The sequence below is a fragment of the Streptomyces sp. NBC_00306 genome (assembly GCF_036169555.1).
In the GTDB taxonomy this organism is placed as follows: Bacteria; Actinomycetota; Actinomycetes; order Streptomycetales; family Streptomycetaceae; genus Streptomyces; species Streptomyces achmelvichensis.
The window spans coordinates 6,547,154-6,563,824 of sequence record NZ_CP108032.1 but is presented as its reverse complement, the minus strand read 5'-3'; the positions used below and the strand labels follow the sequence as shown (position 1 = coordinate 6,563,824).

Annotated in this window: 12 protein-coding genes; 4 read left to right on the top strand and 8 right to left on the bottom strand. The window is 69.9% G+C overall.

Translation table 11 applies throughout. The features are described 5' to 3' along the window. Positions 1-11 precede the first annotated feature (11 nt). Together alc and allB are read right to left on the bottom strand one after the other, a co-directional pair. Positions 12-1,130, bottom strand: a complete 1,119-nt coding sequence (alc, locus tag OHA05_RS29245) for an allantoicase (RefSeq protein ID WP_313948815.1) — start codon at positions 1,128-1,130, stop codon at positions 12-14. After that, a complete protein-coding gene (allB, locus tag OHA05_RS29240) occupies positions 1,127-2,470 on the bottom strand; it encodes an allantoinase AllB (protein WP_328862157.1) in 1,344 nt (447 codons plus the stop codon). Before allB ends, alc begins: the two co-directional genes overlap by 4 nt. A 404-nt stretch (positions 2,471-2,874) precedes the next feature. On the opposite strand from allB, the gene OHA05_RS29235 reads away from it, so the two are divergent. Next, on the top strand, positions 2,875-3,678 hold the full coding sequence (locus OHA05_RS29235; protein WP_327678875.1) for an IclR family transcriptional regulator: 804 nt from the start codon (positions 2,875-2,877) through the stop codon (positions 3,676-3,678). Between the two features lie 73 nt (positions 3,679-3,751). On the opposite strand, the gene OHA05_RS29230 is transcribed toward OHA05_RS29235, so the two are convergent. After that, on the bottom strand, positions 3,752-5,896 hold the full coding sequence (locus tag OHA05_RS29230) for a tetratricopeptide repeat protein (protein ID WP_328862156.1): 2,145 nt from the start codon (positions 5,894-5,896) through the stop codon (positions 3,752-3,754). 232 nt (positions 5,897-6,128) lie between these two features. Here OHA05_RS29230 and OHA05_RS29225 point away from each other — a divergent pair, with 232 nt between their 5' ends. Beyond that, positions 6,129-6,272 (top strand): hypothetical protein, encoded by a 144-nt coding sequence (locus OHA05_RS29225; RefSeq protein WP_313943300.1) that lies wholly within the window; start codon positions 6,129-6,131, stop codon positions 6,270-6,272. 138 nt (positions 6,273-6,410) lie between these two features. Here OHA05_RS29225 and OHA05_RS29220 read toward each other — a convergent pair whose 3' ends face one another. Together OHA05_RS29220 and OHA05_RS29215 are read right to left on the bottom strand one after the other, a co-directional pair. Continuing rightward, a complete protein-coding gene (locus OHA05_RS29220) occupies positions 6,411-6,722 on the bottom strand; it encodes a DUF5955 family protein (RefSeq protein ID WP_313943301.1) in 312 nt (103 codons plus the stop codon). A gap of 75 nt (positions 6,723-6,797) precedes the next feature. Then, positions 6,798-7,031 carry a hypothetical protein gene (locus OHA05_RS29215; RefSeq protein WP_328862155.1) on the bottom strand — a complete coding sequence of 78 codons (234 nt, stop codon included), beginning with the start codon at positions 7,029-7,031 and terminating at the stop codon, positions 6,798-6,800. Positions 7,032-7,259: 228 nt separating this feature from the next. Here OHA05_RS29215 and OHA05_RS29210 point away from each other — a divergent pair, with 228 nt between their 5' ends. Next, positions 7,260-7,865 (top strand): nucleotidyltransferase family protein, encoded by a 606-nt coding sequence (locus tag OHA05_RS29210; protein ID WP_328862154.1) that lies wholly within the window; start codon positions 7,260-7,262, stop codon positions 7,863-7,865. 252 nt (positions 7,866-8,117) lie between these two features. Beyond that, positions 8,118-9,740 (top strand): malate synthase A, encoded by a 1,623-nt coding sequence (gene aceB / locus OHA05_RS29205; protein WP_328862153.1) that lies wholly within the window; start codon positions 8,118-8,120, stop codon positions 9,738-9,740. Positions 9,741-9,814: 74 nt separating this feature from the next. Here aceB and OHA05_RS29200 read toward each other — a convergent pair whose 3' ends face one another. The 3 genes from OHA05_RS29200 to OHA05_RS29190 form a co-directional block, all read right to left on the bottom strand. Further along, on the bottom strand, positions 9,815-10,117 hold the full coding sequence (locus OHA05_RS29200; RefSeq protein WP_313943304.1) for a SelT/SelW/SelH family protein: 303 nt from the start codon (positions 10,115-10,117) through the stop codon (positions 9,815-9,817). Between the two features lie 98 nt (positions 10,118-10,215). Beyond that, a complete protein-coding gene (locus OHA05_RS29195; RefSeq protein WP_328862152.1) occupies positions 10,216-15,114 on the bottom strand; it encodes a DUF3320 domain-containing protein in 4,899 nt (1,632 codons plus the stop codon). Positions 15,115-15,388: 274 nt separating this feature from the next. After that, on the bottom strand, positions 15,389-16,342 hold the full coding sequence (locus tag OHA05_RS29190; RefSeq protein WP_313943306.1) for a fibronectin type III domain-containing protein: 954 nt from the start codon (positions 16,340-16,342) through the stop codon (positions 15,389-15,391). Between the last annotated feature and the right edge of the window lie 329 nt (positions 16,343-16,671).

The window sequence follows — 16,671 nt, the reverse complement described above, 5'->3', positions numbered from 1 at the left end:
CCGGAGCACCCTCAGCCCCCGAGCTCCTGGTGCCGCGCCCGCAGCCGCGCCGCCCCGTCCGCCGTCAGCGACCCGAACAACCGCAGTCGCGAGATCCCGCCGTCCGGGTAGATGTCGATCCGCACCCGGCTGCCCACCGCCGGCGCATCCAGCACGAAACGGTGGTTCGTGTCCGGCTGGAGCCGGGTCCGCGGGAGGATCTCCGCCCACTCCCCCGTCTCCCCGTCGCGCAGCGAAATCGCCGCCCAGCCCGCGCTGTTGCCCTTCAGATACGCCGTGTCGATCTCCACCGCGCGGATCTCGGACTGCTCCACGAGCTGGTAGCGGATCCAGTCGTTGCCCTTGTCCCGGCGCCGGCGGGTCTCCCAGCCGTCGTCCATCTTGCGGGAACGGCCCGGCTGGATGGTGTTGGTGGCCGGGGAGTAGAAGCGGTCGGACGCGTCCTCCACCCGGCCGCCGTTCTCCAGCGCGACGAGGTCGAAGGTGCCGAGCACGCCCAGCCACGCCGGGTCGGGTGTCACCTCTCCGTACACCCGCAGGCGCGCGATGCCGCCGTCGGGGTGCTGGTTGACGCGCAGGTGCGTGAAGCGCTGTTCGACGTCGACGACGAAGCCGTTGGCCGCGTGGCCGCCGATGGCCGTCCGCGGTACGAGCGCGGTCCACTTCACGTCGTCCGCGAGCAGGTCCTCCGGCGAGGGGGACCCGGCCACCGCGGTCGCCTCCACGGAGACGGCCTGCGGGTAGTTGCCGCGGAAGTGCGCGGTGTCGATGACGATGCCGCGTACGACACCGGGCGCGCCGAGGCGTACGAGCGCCCAGTCGTGGTCGTCGTCGGTCGGATGCGGCTGCTCCGCGCCCACGCCACGGCGGCGGCGGGTCTCCCAGCCGTCCATGATCTTGCCCTTGTGGCCGAAGTGCTCCGGGTCGAACTCCGCCGCCTCGGGCTTCAGCATGTTCTCGCGCTCGGCGAAGAACTCGTCGTTGGCGGCGATGACGCCCGCGCCCAGGCGCCGGTCGGCGAGGTCGGCGTGGTGCGTGAAGGGGAAGTCGGCCGTGCGGTAGTCGCCGTACGGGTCACCGCCGCCGTAGGGGCTGGCGTCACCGGTGAAAGAAGGGATGGACACGGTCAGTTGTTCCTTTCGAGCAGACGGCCGGCCGGCTCCGCGAGGGTGCCGTTCTCCACGATTCGCTCGCCCCGCAGCCACGTCGAACGGACGACGCCGTACAGCGTCTTGCCCGCGTACGCGGTGACCTGGTTGCGGTGGTACAGCTCGGCCGGGTCGACGGTGAAGGTCTCGTCCGGGGCGAGGACGGCGAAGTCGGCGTCGCGGCCGGCCTCGATGGCGCCCTTGTGGGTCAGCCCGGCGAGTTCGGCCGGGCCGGCGGACATCCACCGCACGACGTCCTCCAGGGAATGGCCGCGCCCGCGTGCCGCGGTCCAGATCGCCGGGAGTCCCAGCTGAAGCGAGGAGATGCCGCCCCAGGCCGAGGCGAAGTCGGGAGTCTTGAGGTCGGTGGTGCAGGGCGAGTGGTCGGTGACGATGCAGTCGATGGTGCCGTCGGCCAGGCCGGCCCAGAGCGCGTCCTGGTTCGCGGCTTCACGGATGGGCGGGCAGCACTTGAACTCCGTGGCGCCGTCCGGGACTTCCTCGGCGGTGAGGGTGAGGAAGTGCGGGCAGGACTCGACGGAGATCCGCACCCCCTCCGCCTTGGCGGCGGCGATCAGCGGCAGGGCGTCGCTGGACGACAGATGCAGGACGTGCACCCGCGCGTTCAGCCGCTTGGCGTGGGCGATCAGGTTCTCGATGGCGGTGTTCTCGGCGTCGCGGGGCCGGGAGGCGAGGAAGTCCGCGTACCGGGGGCCGGGCTCCTGGGGAGCGGCGGCGAGGTGGTGCGGGTCCTCGGCGTGCACGATGAGCAGTCCGCCGAAGCCGGCGATCTCGGCCATGGAGCGGGCGAGCTGCTCCTGGTCGAGTTCCGGGAACTCCTCCACCCCGGACGGCGACAGGAAGCACTTGAAGCCGAAGACCCCGGCGTCGTGCAGTGACCGCAGATCCTTGGTGTTGTCCGGGATCGCGCCACCCCAGAAGCCCGTGTCGACATGGGCCTTGGGCCGTGCGACGTCCTGCTTGGTCCGCAGGTTGTCGACGGTCGTGGTGGGCGGAAGGGAGTTGAGAGGCATGTCGAGGAGCGTGGTGATACCGCCCGCGGCGGCGGCGCGGGTGGCGGTCCAGAAGCCCTCCCATGCGGTACGGCCGGGGTCGTTCACATGGACGTGGGTGTCCACCAGGCCGGGCAGTACGACGTCGTCGCCGACGTCCTCCAGCCTGGCCCCGGCCGGCACCTCGGTGTCGTACGGGAGCACGGCCGCGATCTTGCCGCCGGCGACGGTGACCGCCGCGGCCCGCGTTCCGTCCGGGGTGATCACCCGCGTCGAGCGCAGTACCAGGTTCACGTCCACATCGGCCACCCGTGCCCCTCACTTCCGTTCCGTGCGGCAAAAATTCAACGAACTGTTGAAGGAGTCTTCACTCCTCGGTGCGGTCCGTCAAGACCCCTCCGGGTTACCGAAGCCCCCGTGACCTGCGAAGGGATCATCCCCCCGGACCGCACGCGCGCGAGCCAACCACCCCGGAGGCGTCGATCCGCCGAGCCCGGACCAGCACCTTGGACGTTTCCACAAAGTGGAAGTAAGATTTCACAAAGCAGAACGTTGCTTCAACCAAGGCGGGCGTCGCAGTGCCTCGGAGGTCTCCGCCGACACAGGGACAAACACCACCTGACCGGCAGAGACGCCGTGAAGGGAGCAGTGTGCCGGTCGCAGCTGCCCGGTAGGCTGCTGACTTGCCCGCCCTGCCCGAAAGGACCGTTGCCGTGCCGACGTCCAGCGCCAGCACCACCGATGCAGCCAAGGCCGCGAACAGCGGCGGCGTGCAGTCCCTGGAGCGTGCCTTCGACCTGCTCGAGAGAATGGCCGACGCGGGCGGCGAGGTCGGACTGAGCGAACTCTCCGCCAGCAGCGGTCTGCCGCTGCCCACGATCCACCGCCTGATGCGCACGCTCGTGGCCTGCGGTTATGTACGCCAGCAGTCGAACCGCCGTTACGCGCTCGGCCCCCGGCTCATCCGTCTCGGCGAGTCCGCGTCACGGCTGCTCGGGACCTGGGCGCGTCCCTATCTGGCCCGCCTGGTCGAGGAGACCGGCGAGACGGCGAACATGGCGCTGCTCGACGGCGACGAGATCGTCTACGTGGCCCAGGTGCCGTCCAAGCACTCCATGCGCATGTTCACCGAGGTCGGCCGGCGGGTCCTGCCGCACTCCACGGGTGTGGGCAAGGCGCTCCTGGCCCACACCCCGCCGGACGAGGTGCGGGCCCTGCTGGCGAGGACGGGCATGCCGGCCGCCACCGAGAAGACGATCACCACCCCCGAGGGCTTCCTGGACGCGCTGGAGCTGGTCCGGGCCAGTGGGTACGCGGTGGACGACAACGAGCAGGAGATCGGCGTGCGCTGCCTCGCGGTGTCCGTACCGAACTCACCGACGGCCGCGGCGGTCTCCATCTCCGGCCCGGCCGGACGGGTCACCGAGGCGGCCACGGAGAGGATCGTCCCGATCCTCCAGGAGGTCGCGCAGGACCTGTCGACGGCGCTGGCGAACACGGCCGGCGGGAACGGCTGACGGGAACGGCTGACGGATCCCGGCGGATTGCGCTGACCCACGCATTGCCCCGAGCGCCCAGCGCCCTCGGAGTTCAGCCAGGTGCCTGGAGGCGCCGGCGGAGCAGCTTGTTCCGGGTGGCGAGCGTGTCCGGGTGCTTCGGCCCCAGCACCCGCTCCTGCACCGGAAGCAGCTCGGCCCAGGCCTTGACCTGACCCGGGATGTCACCGAGCACACCCCGCAGACCGGCGAGCTCGTGCCGCGTGGCGAGCGTCCGCGGATGCTCCGGACCCAGTACCCGCTCCTGCACCGGAAGCAGCTCGGCGAACGCTGCGACCGCACCGGCCACATCACCTGCCAGGCCTTCGTACCGCACGAGGTGGCGACGGTTCTCCAGAGTGACCGGGTGTTCCGGCCCCAGCGTCCGCTCGCGCACCTGGAGCAGCTCGGCCAAGGCCCGTACCGCGCCGACGGCGTTGCCGGCCTCACCCTGCCAGCGGGCGGCCTCGTGCCGGGTGGCGAGCGTGCGCGGATGCTCCGGACCCAGTACCCGCTCCTGTACCGGAAGCAGCTCGGACAGGGCCGCGACAGCGCCGGACACATCTCCCACCTCGCCCCGCCACCAGCCGAGAAGGTGCCGGGTGGTGAGCACCTCCGGGTGATCCGGGCCGAGCACCCGGACATGCACCGGCAGCAGCTCGGCGAGGGCCTCCACCGCGTCGGCCGCGTCGCCCGCCTCACCTCGCCAGACAGCGAAGCTGTGCCGGACGGCCAGCGTGTCCGCGTGCTCCGGGCCCAATACCCGCACCACCACGGGAAGCAGCTCGCCGAAAGCCTTCACCGCGCCGGCGGCATCCCCCGCCTGCCCGCGCCAGTTGGCCAGGTTGTGCCGGGTGGCCAGCGTGGCGGGGTGTTCCGGACCCATCACCCGGTCGAGCACCGGGACCAGCTCGGCGAAAGCCCCGACCGCGCCGGCCACGTCGCCCGCCTCACCTCGCAGACCGGCGAGGTTGTGCCGGGTGGCCAGCGTGTCGGGGTGCTCCGGACCCAGTACGCGCTTCCGCACGGAGAGCAGCTCGGTGAAGGCCTCCGCCGCGCCGGAAGCGTCACCTGCCTTGCCCCGCCAGTGCGCGAGCGTGTGCCGCACTGCCAGCGTGAGCGGGTCCTCCGGTCGGCCCGTCTTCTTCGAGGCGGCGACAAGGAGGGTGCTCAGCCGGACCGCTTCCCGGTAGTCGCCCCTGATCTGTCCGGCCGCGACGATCGCGGGCCAGATGGTCTTGACGTTGTCCTCGGAGAAATGGCCGCTTGCGGGGTTGTCCGGCTCCTCTTCCGGGACAACCTCGGCGGGGTCCTGGGCAAAGTCCTGCGCGATGTCCCTCAGTACGTGGCCGTCCTGGTCGTTGACGGCGGATGCCCTGCGGAGAGCCTGCTCGATGTCGTCGCCGACCGGGTCCGCGGCTCCGCGGGCCTGCACCGGCCGGGGCACCGCGCGGCGGTCTTCGTCGGGTGTTCCGTCGGCGGCACCCGAGCGCAGCCGGTCCAGCTGGTCGGTGAGTTCGTCGACGCGGGCCTGAACCCGCTCGGCGAGCTCCTCCGCCTGTCGCTGCTTCTCCTGCGCGCGCTGAAGTTCCTGTTCGGCCCGCTGCTCCTGCTCCCGGGCGCGGGTGAGCCGGTGCTGTGTCTGCCGCAGGACCGTGGGATCGGCGTGGGAGGCGCGGAGCCGATCGCGCTCGTCGGCCAGGTCGCTGATCCGCCCCTCCAACTTGTTGATCATCGTCAGCAGGACCATGACGAGCTTGGCGGAGTTGCCGGCGGCTTCCCTGAGCTGGTTCTGCTGTTCCAGCGAGCGCGTGAGCCGGTCGTAGACGTCGACCTGCTGGGCACGGGCCTCGGCGAGCTCCAGAGCCGGTGAACGCACGGGGGCGGAAGACGTCCTGTCCGGCGAAGGACTGAGAGCGGCCCGGAGGAGTTTCCCGGCCTCGTCCAGCCGCCGCTCGCGCAGCCGTGGCTCGGGAATCGTGGCGCGGATCAGGTCGGTCACGAATCGCCGGCCGGGGACCTTCCCGGCCAGTTGCTGACTGATCTGCGACTTGGACACATGGACCTGTTCGGCAAGCGTCGTCAGCGTCTTGCCGCTGGCGTCGACCTGTGCGCGCAGAAAGAGGGCGAGCACCTCGGCTTCTCGGCTCTCCGCCCGGATCGGCCCCCAGGGCCTGCCTCCCCGATTGCGCGCGGTCACGTGTCCCCCTGCGTGGCTGCCCCGGTTGTCCACTCCGTCCCGGGACAACATCACCGTTTTCCGGACCTTACCTGCGAGAACACACCGGACAAGTCCGAACCGTACGATCCGGCCGCACAGTCTTCCCGTGCCGACAGCCCGAAGGCACGGAGACGGAGATCAGCATGCCGACGTACCGAGTCCCCGCCGCCCACGGCGGAGCGGGTTCCGAAGATGTCAGGGGGAGCCGCCGATGAACGGCCTCGACACACGTACCGCCGTCCTGATGCTCGCCGGTGCCGGCGCGACGTACATCGCGCTCCTTCACCCCGCGGCCGGTACGGCACTCCTCGTCGGCATCGCCGTCGTCACCCTGCTGCACCTGCTCGTGAAGTGACTCCGCCGCCGGCCGGGTACATCGCCCGGCCGGCGGCGGGTACGGCCCAGGTGCGGGTCCTGCCCGTCCCGCGTACGAACCTGCCCTGCGCTGCGCGGCGGCGCGCAGGAGCCGTACCTCCACCGGTACCGGCACCGGCTAGCGCGGCACCTCGCCGAAGAGGTCCATCGCGTTGCGTACCTGCATCAGCGCCGGCGCCAGCGCGCTCACCGAACCGATCGCCCCGGCGATCAGCAGCAGCGACCGCCGCATCCGGGGGATCTCCGGGTCGCCGGCCGCGACCATCGCCGCCAGCACGGCGAGTTCGTCCTCGGCGATGTCCCGGTCGGAGAACTCCGCCGGATGACCGGCGAGTTCACGGCGGAGCCGGGCGACGGCAGCGCGCAGCTCCGTCGTTCTCGGGTCCTCGCCGCTCCCTGTCACCCGCGTCTGCCCCACGCTCCGCAACAAAGCTCTCCCCCTCGCACATCGTCGTGCCGCCTCTGACCGACCGTCGCCGGCCGGACACCCAGGGTCGCGGGCCAGTTAACGCCATACGGGTCCGTGCGCGCCACCGCACGGACCGAATTCAGGACGTCGGCCGTACAGGGTCGGTGGCGCCGCGCCGCAGCGTTCCTTGTCGTCGTTCCGGCCGGAGAGCGCCAGGAACACTCCGCCGCCGACAAGCGCGCCGAGCACGACGGTGGCGACGAGGGCGATGGCCGGATCGCGACCGGACTTCTTCATTGCCGTGGCGGGCGCGAGGTGACCTGTGGGCACGCCGATCGCGTGCCGCTGCGGCGGACAGCGTACTGCGGCGTGGGCACGGCCACCGGCGCCTGCGCGTGGACCCGCCTGCGGAATGCTGCGACTGCGGGTGGCCCTCGGCGGAGGTGTGCGAGGGGCGCACCCACTCATCGACTCGCGTGCCCCACCGCGAACTTCAGCAGGGGACGCCGGAGTGCCGGACGCCCAGCGCTTCACCCATATTTGAGGTAAGGAGTCCTCATGGCACATGCACCGAACGAACCCGTCGTCGCCGGACTGCTGCTCGCCGCGGGCGGCGGACGGCGTCTCGGCGGCCGCCCGAAGGCACTGCTGTCGCACCGCGGGCGGCCACTGGTGGAGCACGCGGTACGGGTGCTGCGCGAGGGCGGCTGCGAGACCGTGCACGTGGTCCTCGGCGCGGCGGCCGACCACGTACGACAGGAGGCCGATCTGTCCGGCTGCGTCGTCGTCGACAACGCGGACTGGCAGGACGGCATGGGGTCGTCGCTGCGCACCGGACTGGAATCCCTGACCGCGACGCCCGCGGACGCGGCGCTCGTCTGCCTGGTGGACCAGCCGGGGATCGGCGCACCCGCGGTGGCACGGGTGCGGGCCGCGTACCGGTCCCGGGACGCGCTCGTCGCGGCCTCGTACAACGGGGAACGCGGGCACCCGGTGCTGTTCGGGGCGGATCGCTGGAAGGCGATCGCGGCGAGCGCGGTGGGCGATCGCGGCGCCCGCGCGTATCTGAAGGAACACGCCGACGCGATCGAGCTCGTCGAGTGCGGCGACATCGCGGAGGCGTACGACATCGACACGACCGAGGATCTGGCGCGCCTTGAATGACCGGCACACCCTGAGCAGACGGCACACCTTGAGTGAACGGCGTGGCACTCAGAGCCATGGTCTGTCGACCCGGAGAATCTCGATATCAACAAACCATTGAACTTCCACCATGAGGAAACTACTATCCACTGGTCAGAAGCGCCCGACACCACACAAGCGCCCGCGACCGCATCTCGGCTCTTGCGGCACCGAGTGCCGTACCCCTGCGCCCGGCGGCCGTCAGGCATCGCCCGCTGAAGGAAGTGACAGCTCATGTCCGCACCAGCGCCGTCCCCGCTGGCCATCGTCGAAGCCGAGCCCCTGCCCCGGCAGGAAGAGGTCCTCACGGACGCGGCACTCACCTTCGTGGCCGAGCTGCACCGGCGGTTCACGCCCCGGCGTGACGAACTGCTCGCCCGCCGCGGCGAACGCCGCGCCGAGATCGCCCGCACCTCCACGCTGGACTTCCTCCCGGACACGGCCGCCATCCGCGCGGACGACTCCTGGAAGGTCGCCCCGGCACCCGCGGCACTGAACGACCGCCGCGTGGAGATCACCGGTCCGACCGACCGCAAGATGACCATCAACGCCCTCAACTCGGGCGCCAAGGTATGGCTCGCCGACTTCGAGGACGCTTCGGCCCCCACGTGGGAGAACGTGGTCCTCGGCCAGCTCAATCTGATCGACGCCTACGAGCGCCGTATCGACTTCACCGACCCGAAGTCCGGGAAGTCGTACGCCCTGAAGCCCGCCGGCGAGCTCGCGACCGTCGTGATGCGCCCCCGCGGCTGGCACCTCGACGAACGCCACCTCCAGCTCGACAGCCGCCCGGTCCCCGGCGCGCTGGTCGACTTCGGCCTCTACTTCTTCCACAACGCCAAGCGGCTGATCGACCTCGGCAAGGGTCCGTACTTCTATCTGCCGAAGACGGAGTCGCACCTGGAGGCCCGCCTCTGGAACGACATCTTCGTCTTCGCCCAGGACTACGTCGGCGTCCCGCAGGGCACCGTCCGCGCGACCGTCCTGATCGAGACGATCACCGCCGCGTACGAGATGGAGGAGATCCTCTACGAACTGCGTGACCACGCCGCGGGGTTGAACGCGGGCCGCTGGGACTACCTCTTCTCGATCGTCAAGAACTTCCGGGACGGCGGCGAGAAGTTCGTGCTGCCGGACCGCAATGCGGTGACGATGACGGCGCCGTTCATGCGCGCGTACACCGAACTGCTCGTCCGCACCTGCCACAAGCGCGGCGCGCACGCCATCGGCGGCATGGCGGCGTTCATCCCGTCCCGGCGTGACGCCGAGGTCAACAAGGTCGCCTTCGAGAAGGTCAAGGCCGACAAGGACCGCGAGGCGGGCGACGGCTTCGACGGCTCCTGGGTCGCGCACCCGGACCTGGTCCCGATCGCGATGGCCTCCTTCGACGCGGTCCTGGGCACCAAGCCCAACCAGAAGGACCGGCTGCGCGAGGACGTCTCGGTGGCTCCCGGCGACCTGATCGCGATCGACTCCCTCGACGCCAAGCCGACGTACGACGGCCTGCGCAACGCCGTCCAGGTCGGCATCCGCTACATCGAGGCCTGGCTGCGGGGCCTGGGCGCGGTCGCCATCTTCAACCTGATGGAGGACGCGGCCACCGCCGAGATCTCCCGCTCGCAGATCTGGCAGTGGATCAACGCGGGCGTGGTCTTCGAGAACGGCGAGCGAGCCACGCCGGAACTGGCACGCAAGGTCGCGGCGGAGGAACTGGCCGCGATCCGCTCCGAGTTGGGCGACGAGGCCTTCGAGTCCGGCAACTGGCAGCAGGCGCACGACCTGCTGCTGAGGGTGGCGCTGGACGAGGACTACGAGGACTTCCTCACGCTGTCGGCGTACGAGCAGCTCCGCGGCTGACCCTCGTATCGCATCGACGCCCCCGGTACCGCACAGCACCGGGGGCGTCGTCGTGTCCGGCCCGGGACGGCCGTCTACTCCGCCGACCTGTCGGAGTGCCCGAGCGTCCGCCCGGGCGCCACGCGGTCCCGCACGAGCCGCTTGACGGCGGTCGGCTCGGGAAACCCGTGCTCGCGCCGGTCCCACACGACGTCACCGTCGACCCGCACGACGAACACCCCACCGGTCCCGGGCTTGAGAGCGAGCTCGTCCAGCTCGGCCTCGAAGGTGGTGAGCAACTCCTGCGCCAGCCACGCGGCACGGGGGAGCCAGCGGCACTGGGTGCAGTACTCGATCTGGACGCGGTGGGTGGGGGCCGGGGCAGCTGGGGTGTTCACGGGAGTGGGCCTTTCGGCTGGTGAGGGCGGGCGGGGCCGACACCATTGTGCCGAGTAGGGGCGACGGCCGGCCCCGGCTCACGCTCTGGACCCGTGCGTCACCGCACCGCCCCGACCCGCTCCGGTCCGCCCTCCAGCCTGCGCTGCCGGTGCAGCTCCCCGATGTCCGCCGCCAAGCAGTCACGAATGTCCTTGCCCATGCGGCGCCAGCCGAAGAAGTCACACGCCTGCTTGATCAACTCCTCTTCCGACATTCCAGGACACTCGACGGCGAGTTCGCACAGCGCCAGATGTCGTTCGGCCGGAGCGATGTACGTGACCTTGCGCGGCACCTCTCCGTCCTCCGGTCGACGGGCTTTCAGCCCCTCCGCTCGCTCTGCTACATCGAAGAATGAGCCCTCGCAGGCAACAAGGCCGGACCGGACCAGAGCCTGCGCGACCTCTCGTACGTTGTCCCGGATCCGGTTGCCCGCGCGCCCCAGTCCCCACGCTTCACGTGCGCGCTGAACCAGCACGTCCTCGTGGACCGGCCCCTCGGCTTCGATGATCTGCGCCAGCGCCTTGCGCAGCGCAGGCCGGGCCTCCACGGTGTGGAGTTCATAGCTCAACGTGACACTCACCATCGCGGTCCGGTACGGGGCACTCCACTCGCGTTCTACCTCGATGTCGACCGGCACACGGGCGTACGCGATTTCGACCTCTCCTTGCTCCTCCGCCCGCGGGGCCGGGACTGTGGGCAGGGCACCAGCTCCGTCCGCAGAGCCGGCCTCGGGCAGTTCGCCAGGCGTCGCAGCGGCCCGGGCAGCGGGCCCGGACGCCGCGAGTGGCCCCTGTGCAATGGCCTGCTCCACCGCCTCCCGCAGCCGCAGTTCCGCCGCCGCCCTGCCCCGGTACCAATCCGTGCCCCAAATCCGGTACAGCCGCCAGCCGAGGCCGTTCAGGACCTGCTCGCGCAGCCTGTCCCGGTCGCGGGCCGCCTTGGAGGAGTGGTACATCGCGCCGTCGCACTCGATACCGAGGGCGTACGCGCCGGGCAGCTCGGGGTGACGCAGCCCCAGGTCGATGCGATAGCCGGCAACGCCCACCTGCGGCTGAACCTGGTACCCCCAGTCGCTGAGGACCGCAAGGACGGACTCCTCGAAGGGACTGTCGGGTTCGGCGTCGGTCTGGAGCACATCCCGGGCGAGGATGGACGGCCCGTTCTCCGCATACTCGAGATAGCGCTTGAGGTACTGGACGCTCTCGTTGGTGCTGTCGGCGAGGCTGGTGCCGCGGAAGGAGGCAACGACCTCCATGCGGTAGCGGGCGCGGGTGACCGCAACGTTCAGACGGCGCCAGCCGCCGCCCTTGTTGATGGGGCCGAAGTTCAGCCCCAGTTTGCCGTGTTCGTCCGGGCCATAGCCGACCGACATGATCATCACGTCACGCTCGTCGCCCTGGACCGATTCGAGATTCTTGACGAAGAAGCCGTCGAGGCGGTCCTCGGTGAAACAGTGATCGAGGTCGGGGCGCATCAGGCGGGCCTGCTGGACGGCCTGATCGATGGCGGACGCCTGAGCCTGGGAGAGCGCGACGACACCGAGGGTTTTCCCGGGGCGGGTTTCGAAGTGGTGCATGACTCGCGCGGCGACGAAGTCGGCCTCCACGCGGTTGTCGCGGCGCCCTCCCCTGTCGTAGACGCCGTCCGCCTTGAGGAAGGCGACGCCGACGTCGTTGCCCTCGTCCAGGGCGCCGGGGAAGGTGATCATCGAGTTCCGGTAGAACTCCCGGTTACTGAAGGTGATCAGGTTCTCGTGGCGGCTGCGGTAGTGCCAACGCAGCGGCAGCTCGCGCATCGCGCCGGCCTTGCAGGCGTGCAGCAGGGACTCGAACGAGTCGGGCACGTCCTCGGCATACTCGTCGGAGTCGTCGTCGACCGCGGAGTCGAAGAAAGAGGTTGGCGGCAACTGCTTCTCGTCGCCGGCCACCACGAGGGTGCTGCCGCGGTAGATGCAGTTGATCGCGTCACTGGGCCGCACCTGGGACGCCTCGTCGAAGATCACCACGTCAAAGTGGTAGTCGGCAGGCAGCAGCTGACTTACCGTCAGCGGGCTCATCATGAAGCACGGTTTGATGGACTCCACGACCTCACGGGTCCGGCCCAGCAGCTCGCGAACCGGCATGTGGCGGGTCTTCTTCTCCGCCTCGCGAGTGATGACCGCGCCGCCTCCGCTGCCGAAACGCCGCGGGCGCCGCTTGTTGCACGCCTCGATCACCGCGCCACCGGCTGCCGCGATCAGGCGCCGGTCGGCTTCCTTGAAGTCCGCCACCCGGGCATCGAGATCGTCGGAGCGTGTGCTGCACAGTCGCTTGTCGGTGGCGAGAATGCCATCGGCCCAGGAGCGCAGTACCGCCTGCTCCACGATGTCCGGCAATTGCTGGGGCTCGACGCCTCGCTCGGCCGCACTCGCGACGAGATCTTCGGCGCTGTGGCGTGCGAGCACGGCGATGCCGTTGCGGTACGCATGCCACTCGTCGGGACCGTGCGGATCCGCAACCAGGGCGTCGATCACCTGCTGCGCCTGGTCGAAGAAGCCGAGCAGGCACGGGGACAGCTGTCCGCCGCGGGCGGCGTCGAACAGGTCGAGCAGTGCCGTGACGGACCGGGACCAGCGCTCGGCGCGGCTCGTCGCGATCGAGCACCAGGTGCCGAGGGAGCGACGGACGTTGTCCGCGAGCAGCACCGGGAGACGTTCTTCCGGATCAGAGTCGTCGGCCAGGTACTCGGCGAGCTGATCCTGACGTACAGCAGCTTGGCTCAGATCCGCGATGCGCTCAGCAGTTGCCAGCGCCTTGTCCACGTGGATCATGGCTTCGAGCGTGCGAGGGGTGTAGCGGCCGAGCAGGGCTGCGTGTGTTTCGACGAGGCGACCGACTTCGGCGGCAGCGTGGTGCCAGGCCAGCGCATGGTTCAGCCGGCCGACGAGCGGCTTCTCCCAGATCCCGTTGCGGGTCAGCGCTGCCACGGCTGCTCGGTCGGCCTTGCACTGGGCGGAGAACCGAGCCATCAACCCGCGGTGCTGGTCGGTGAAACGACCTACCAGCGCTGGAAGTTCGGCAGACTGCAGCACCTGCTCCCCGAAGACGTCTTCCGCAGCGGTGCGTGCCGCGCGCTCGGCGTCCAGCGCCCGTCGCAGTTCCTGCGCAGCGGCGCGGGCCCTGGTGAGTGCGGCGTGGTCGAACCAGCCGCGAGGTGGTCGGCAGTCCGCCGTCGTCAGATCGGCAAGCTCGCAGAGAGCGAACGCTGCTTCCGCGGTGTCCGGCTTCGGAAGGCCGAACAGATCGGCGAGTTGGGCGAGTTGGGCAGAGGGTTCGTCCGGAAGGCCAGCCGTGGGCCCCACCGTCCCATCCGGTAGCCCGGCTCGCAGGGTACGCACCATCTGCTGGAGTTCGCGGACGGAACGGGACTCGTCCTGGGTGGCCGCGAACGGGCGGCGCCCGGAGACCATACGGAGGCCGCTGAGGGCGTCCGCAGCCTCGGAGACCACGCTGTGCGCGTCACTGCCGACCAGCCCGCGCCACGGAAAGGACTCGCCTTCTGCCGCGGGGCGCCAGGCACGGCTGATGGCTTGGGAGGCGGTGGCAAGTTCCTTCAGCGAACCGGCGGAAAGACCGCGCACGGTCTTGGCGCTGTCGGCAGAGAACGGGAGGTGGGGGGTGCCTGCCCGGTCCAGCAGAACCAGACGGCCGAGAACATCGTGCAGGGTGGCCTGCAACGGTTCGCGGGACTGGTTCATGGCAGTGGCGTAGGCCGACAGCTCCTCCCGCAGCCTGCGCGCACGCTCCAATTCGTGCTCTGCAGCCCCGGTGACGCGTGCTTCGGTGGTCAGAACCCGGGCGAGCTCGGTGGCGACTGCCTTCTTGCTGGTGTCGCCACTGTGCAGGGCCATGACGAAGTCTCCGAGGCCGACGCCGCGCAACCGGTTGCGTACGACGTCGAGCGCTGCCGCCTTCTCACTGACGAACAACACGCTGCGGCCCGCGTGCATCAGCGCGGCGATCATGTTGGTGATGGTCTGGCTCTTCCCCGTCCCTGGCGGTCCGCTCATGACGAACGACCGGTTGTCGAGGGCGGCCGCGATGCATTGGCGCTGTGAGGCGTCGGCATCCAGTACCAGGGGGGTCTGCTCGGGCAGTTGTACGTCATCGATGCGGTCCAGCTCCGGCGGGTCGAAGCCGATCAGGTCATCCGGCAGGCCTGCATCCGGGCCGAGGGCAACAGCGCGAACCAGCGGGTGGGCCAGAATCTGGTCCTCGTGCTGCTGAAGGTCCTGGTACATGGCTTCGCGATGCGACGCGAACAGACCGAGCACCATTCGCTCGTCGACCGACCAGTCCTTGAGGCCGGCCGCGACTGAACGAGCGGCGGTGATCACGGCAGGAAGGTCGGTGACTTCCGTCGACGTGACCGGGCCCCAGTCGACTCCAAGTCGTTCCAGCTTCACCGCGAGCGCCGGATTGTGCGTGCGGTCCTGGTTGTCGGCGAGGTGCAGGCGGTAACGGCGGTGGCTGTCACGGCGCAGCTCGACCGGCACAAGGACGAGGGGCGCCGAGCTGCTCTCGTGCGCGCCTTCCTCGCGCCATTCCAGCATGCCGATGCCCAGCCAGAGCACCCACAGACCGTAGTCGTTGTACATCTGGCCGGACTTCTGGCGCAGTTGGTACAGGGCGCTGTCCAGTGTGTTCTGGGTGGTCTTCTGCGTGATCAGCCCGGGACGTGCGTGTGGAACGAAAGCCGCGTCCTCCATGCCGTCCGCCACCGGGGCGAAGTCCCAGCCCTTGGCCAGATCCGTGAGCAGAGCCCCGGCGCTCGGCGAGCTGATCTCCAGCGTCGCGGTCTTCGTGTGGCGGAAGTTGAGCAGCCGGTTACGCCCACCCATGTCCAGTAGCGAGTTGCGCCATCCGTCGAGAACGGCCTTCAAGCGGTCGAGGCCGGGATCAGGGGTGGCAGCGGACACGGATCGAGACTGTTGGGGCATGCGACGACTACCTCCTGAGCGGGGCGCACAGGGGTGTCTACCAGCACAGGTCCCCCCTGGAGATATCTACTTATCAGCCTCCATCTGGCGACACACCGGGGATCACCAACACGACGTTGATTTGTTGTTCAATTTCGGACAAACTTGGCCGCGTCGCCTGGTCGAGACCGGCCAGCAACGATTGAGGACCGCCACCCGGGATCCAGAGCAGCGGCGTGAACCGGCTACCGGTCGACCGGGCCGTTCGGGCGCGCTACCGCACCACGACCGTCCGCTGCGCCGAGAAGTCCCCCCACTTCCCGTCCGGCAGCTTCGCCCGCAGCTTGATGCTGTAGCGCGTGCCCGGCTTGTCGGTGACCGTCATCGTGTACGTCGCCGTCGGCCCCGTCGGCATCGTGCCCCACACGATCGTCGTGGCCGGTTTCCCGTTGAGGTACAACTCGTGGGCCTCCACGGGCTCCCCGCCGGTGTCCGGCGGGGTCCAGGTGAGGTCGATGCTGCCCTTGCGGGCCGTCGCCCTGAGGCCTGTGGGAGCCGTGCTCGGGCCCTTGCCGGGCGCGGCGGGGGTGGTGAGGTCGACGGCCGCGCTGTCGGGCGACGAGTTCTCCGCCGCGTCACGGGCGCGCACGGTGAACGTGTAGACCGTTCCCGGCCGCAGCCCGCTGACCTGTGCGGTCGTCTCGGCACCGGACACGCTGTGGATACGGGTGTCCTCCTGGTAGATGTCGTACGAGGTGACCTCGATGTTGTCCGCGGACTGCCCCCAACTGAGGCTCACCGCCCGGCCTCCGTCGACCTTGCCCTTCAATGCGGTCGGCCGTGTGGGCGCCTTCTTGTCCTCCGGGGTGGGGGCCGGAGTGGTGACGGCGATCGCGGCGCTCGCCTTCGACAGATTCCCGGCGGCATCACGCGCCCGCACGGTGAAGCTGTATGCGGTCTTCGGCGCGAGCCGGTCGATGTCCACCATCTGCTTGGTGGCCGGCAGCGACTTGACCTTGGTGCCCTTCTGGAAGACCTCGTATCCGGTGACGGCGGTGTCGTCGGTGGCGTGCTGCCACATCACGTGGACGGATGTGGCACTGCCCGCCTGCGCGCTGACGCCGGAGGGGGTGCTCGGACTGGTGGTGTCCTTCTCCTCGCCGCCGCAGGCTGTGAGGAGCAGTGCGGCCGCACAGGTCAACGCGGCGATGGTGGGGGGACGTTGCACGGTCGGGCCTCCGCGGACGACGGGCAATGGTCCAGACCTATATGCCACAGTCGGGGGCCGCTCACAAGGGGGTGGGACACCTCGACCCCCCGGCCCGGCGTCGGCACGCCGGAGTCCTGCTGCCGATTCGCCCGTACCCGGTCTGTCACCGAAGGCAGTCGACTAACGTGTACCAGCACATTCACTACCTGATCAGCCGAACGAGGACCCTCTTGCAGACGACCCCGCTCAGCCCCGAGGACCCGGCCGACCTCGGCGGCTTCGAGCTGCTCGGCCGCATCGGGCACGGCGGCATGGGGCAGGTCTATCTCGGCGAGTCACCAGGCGGT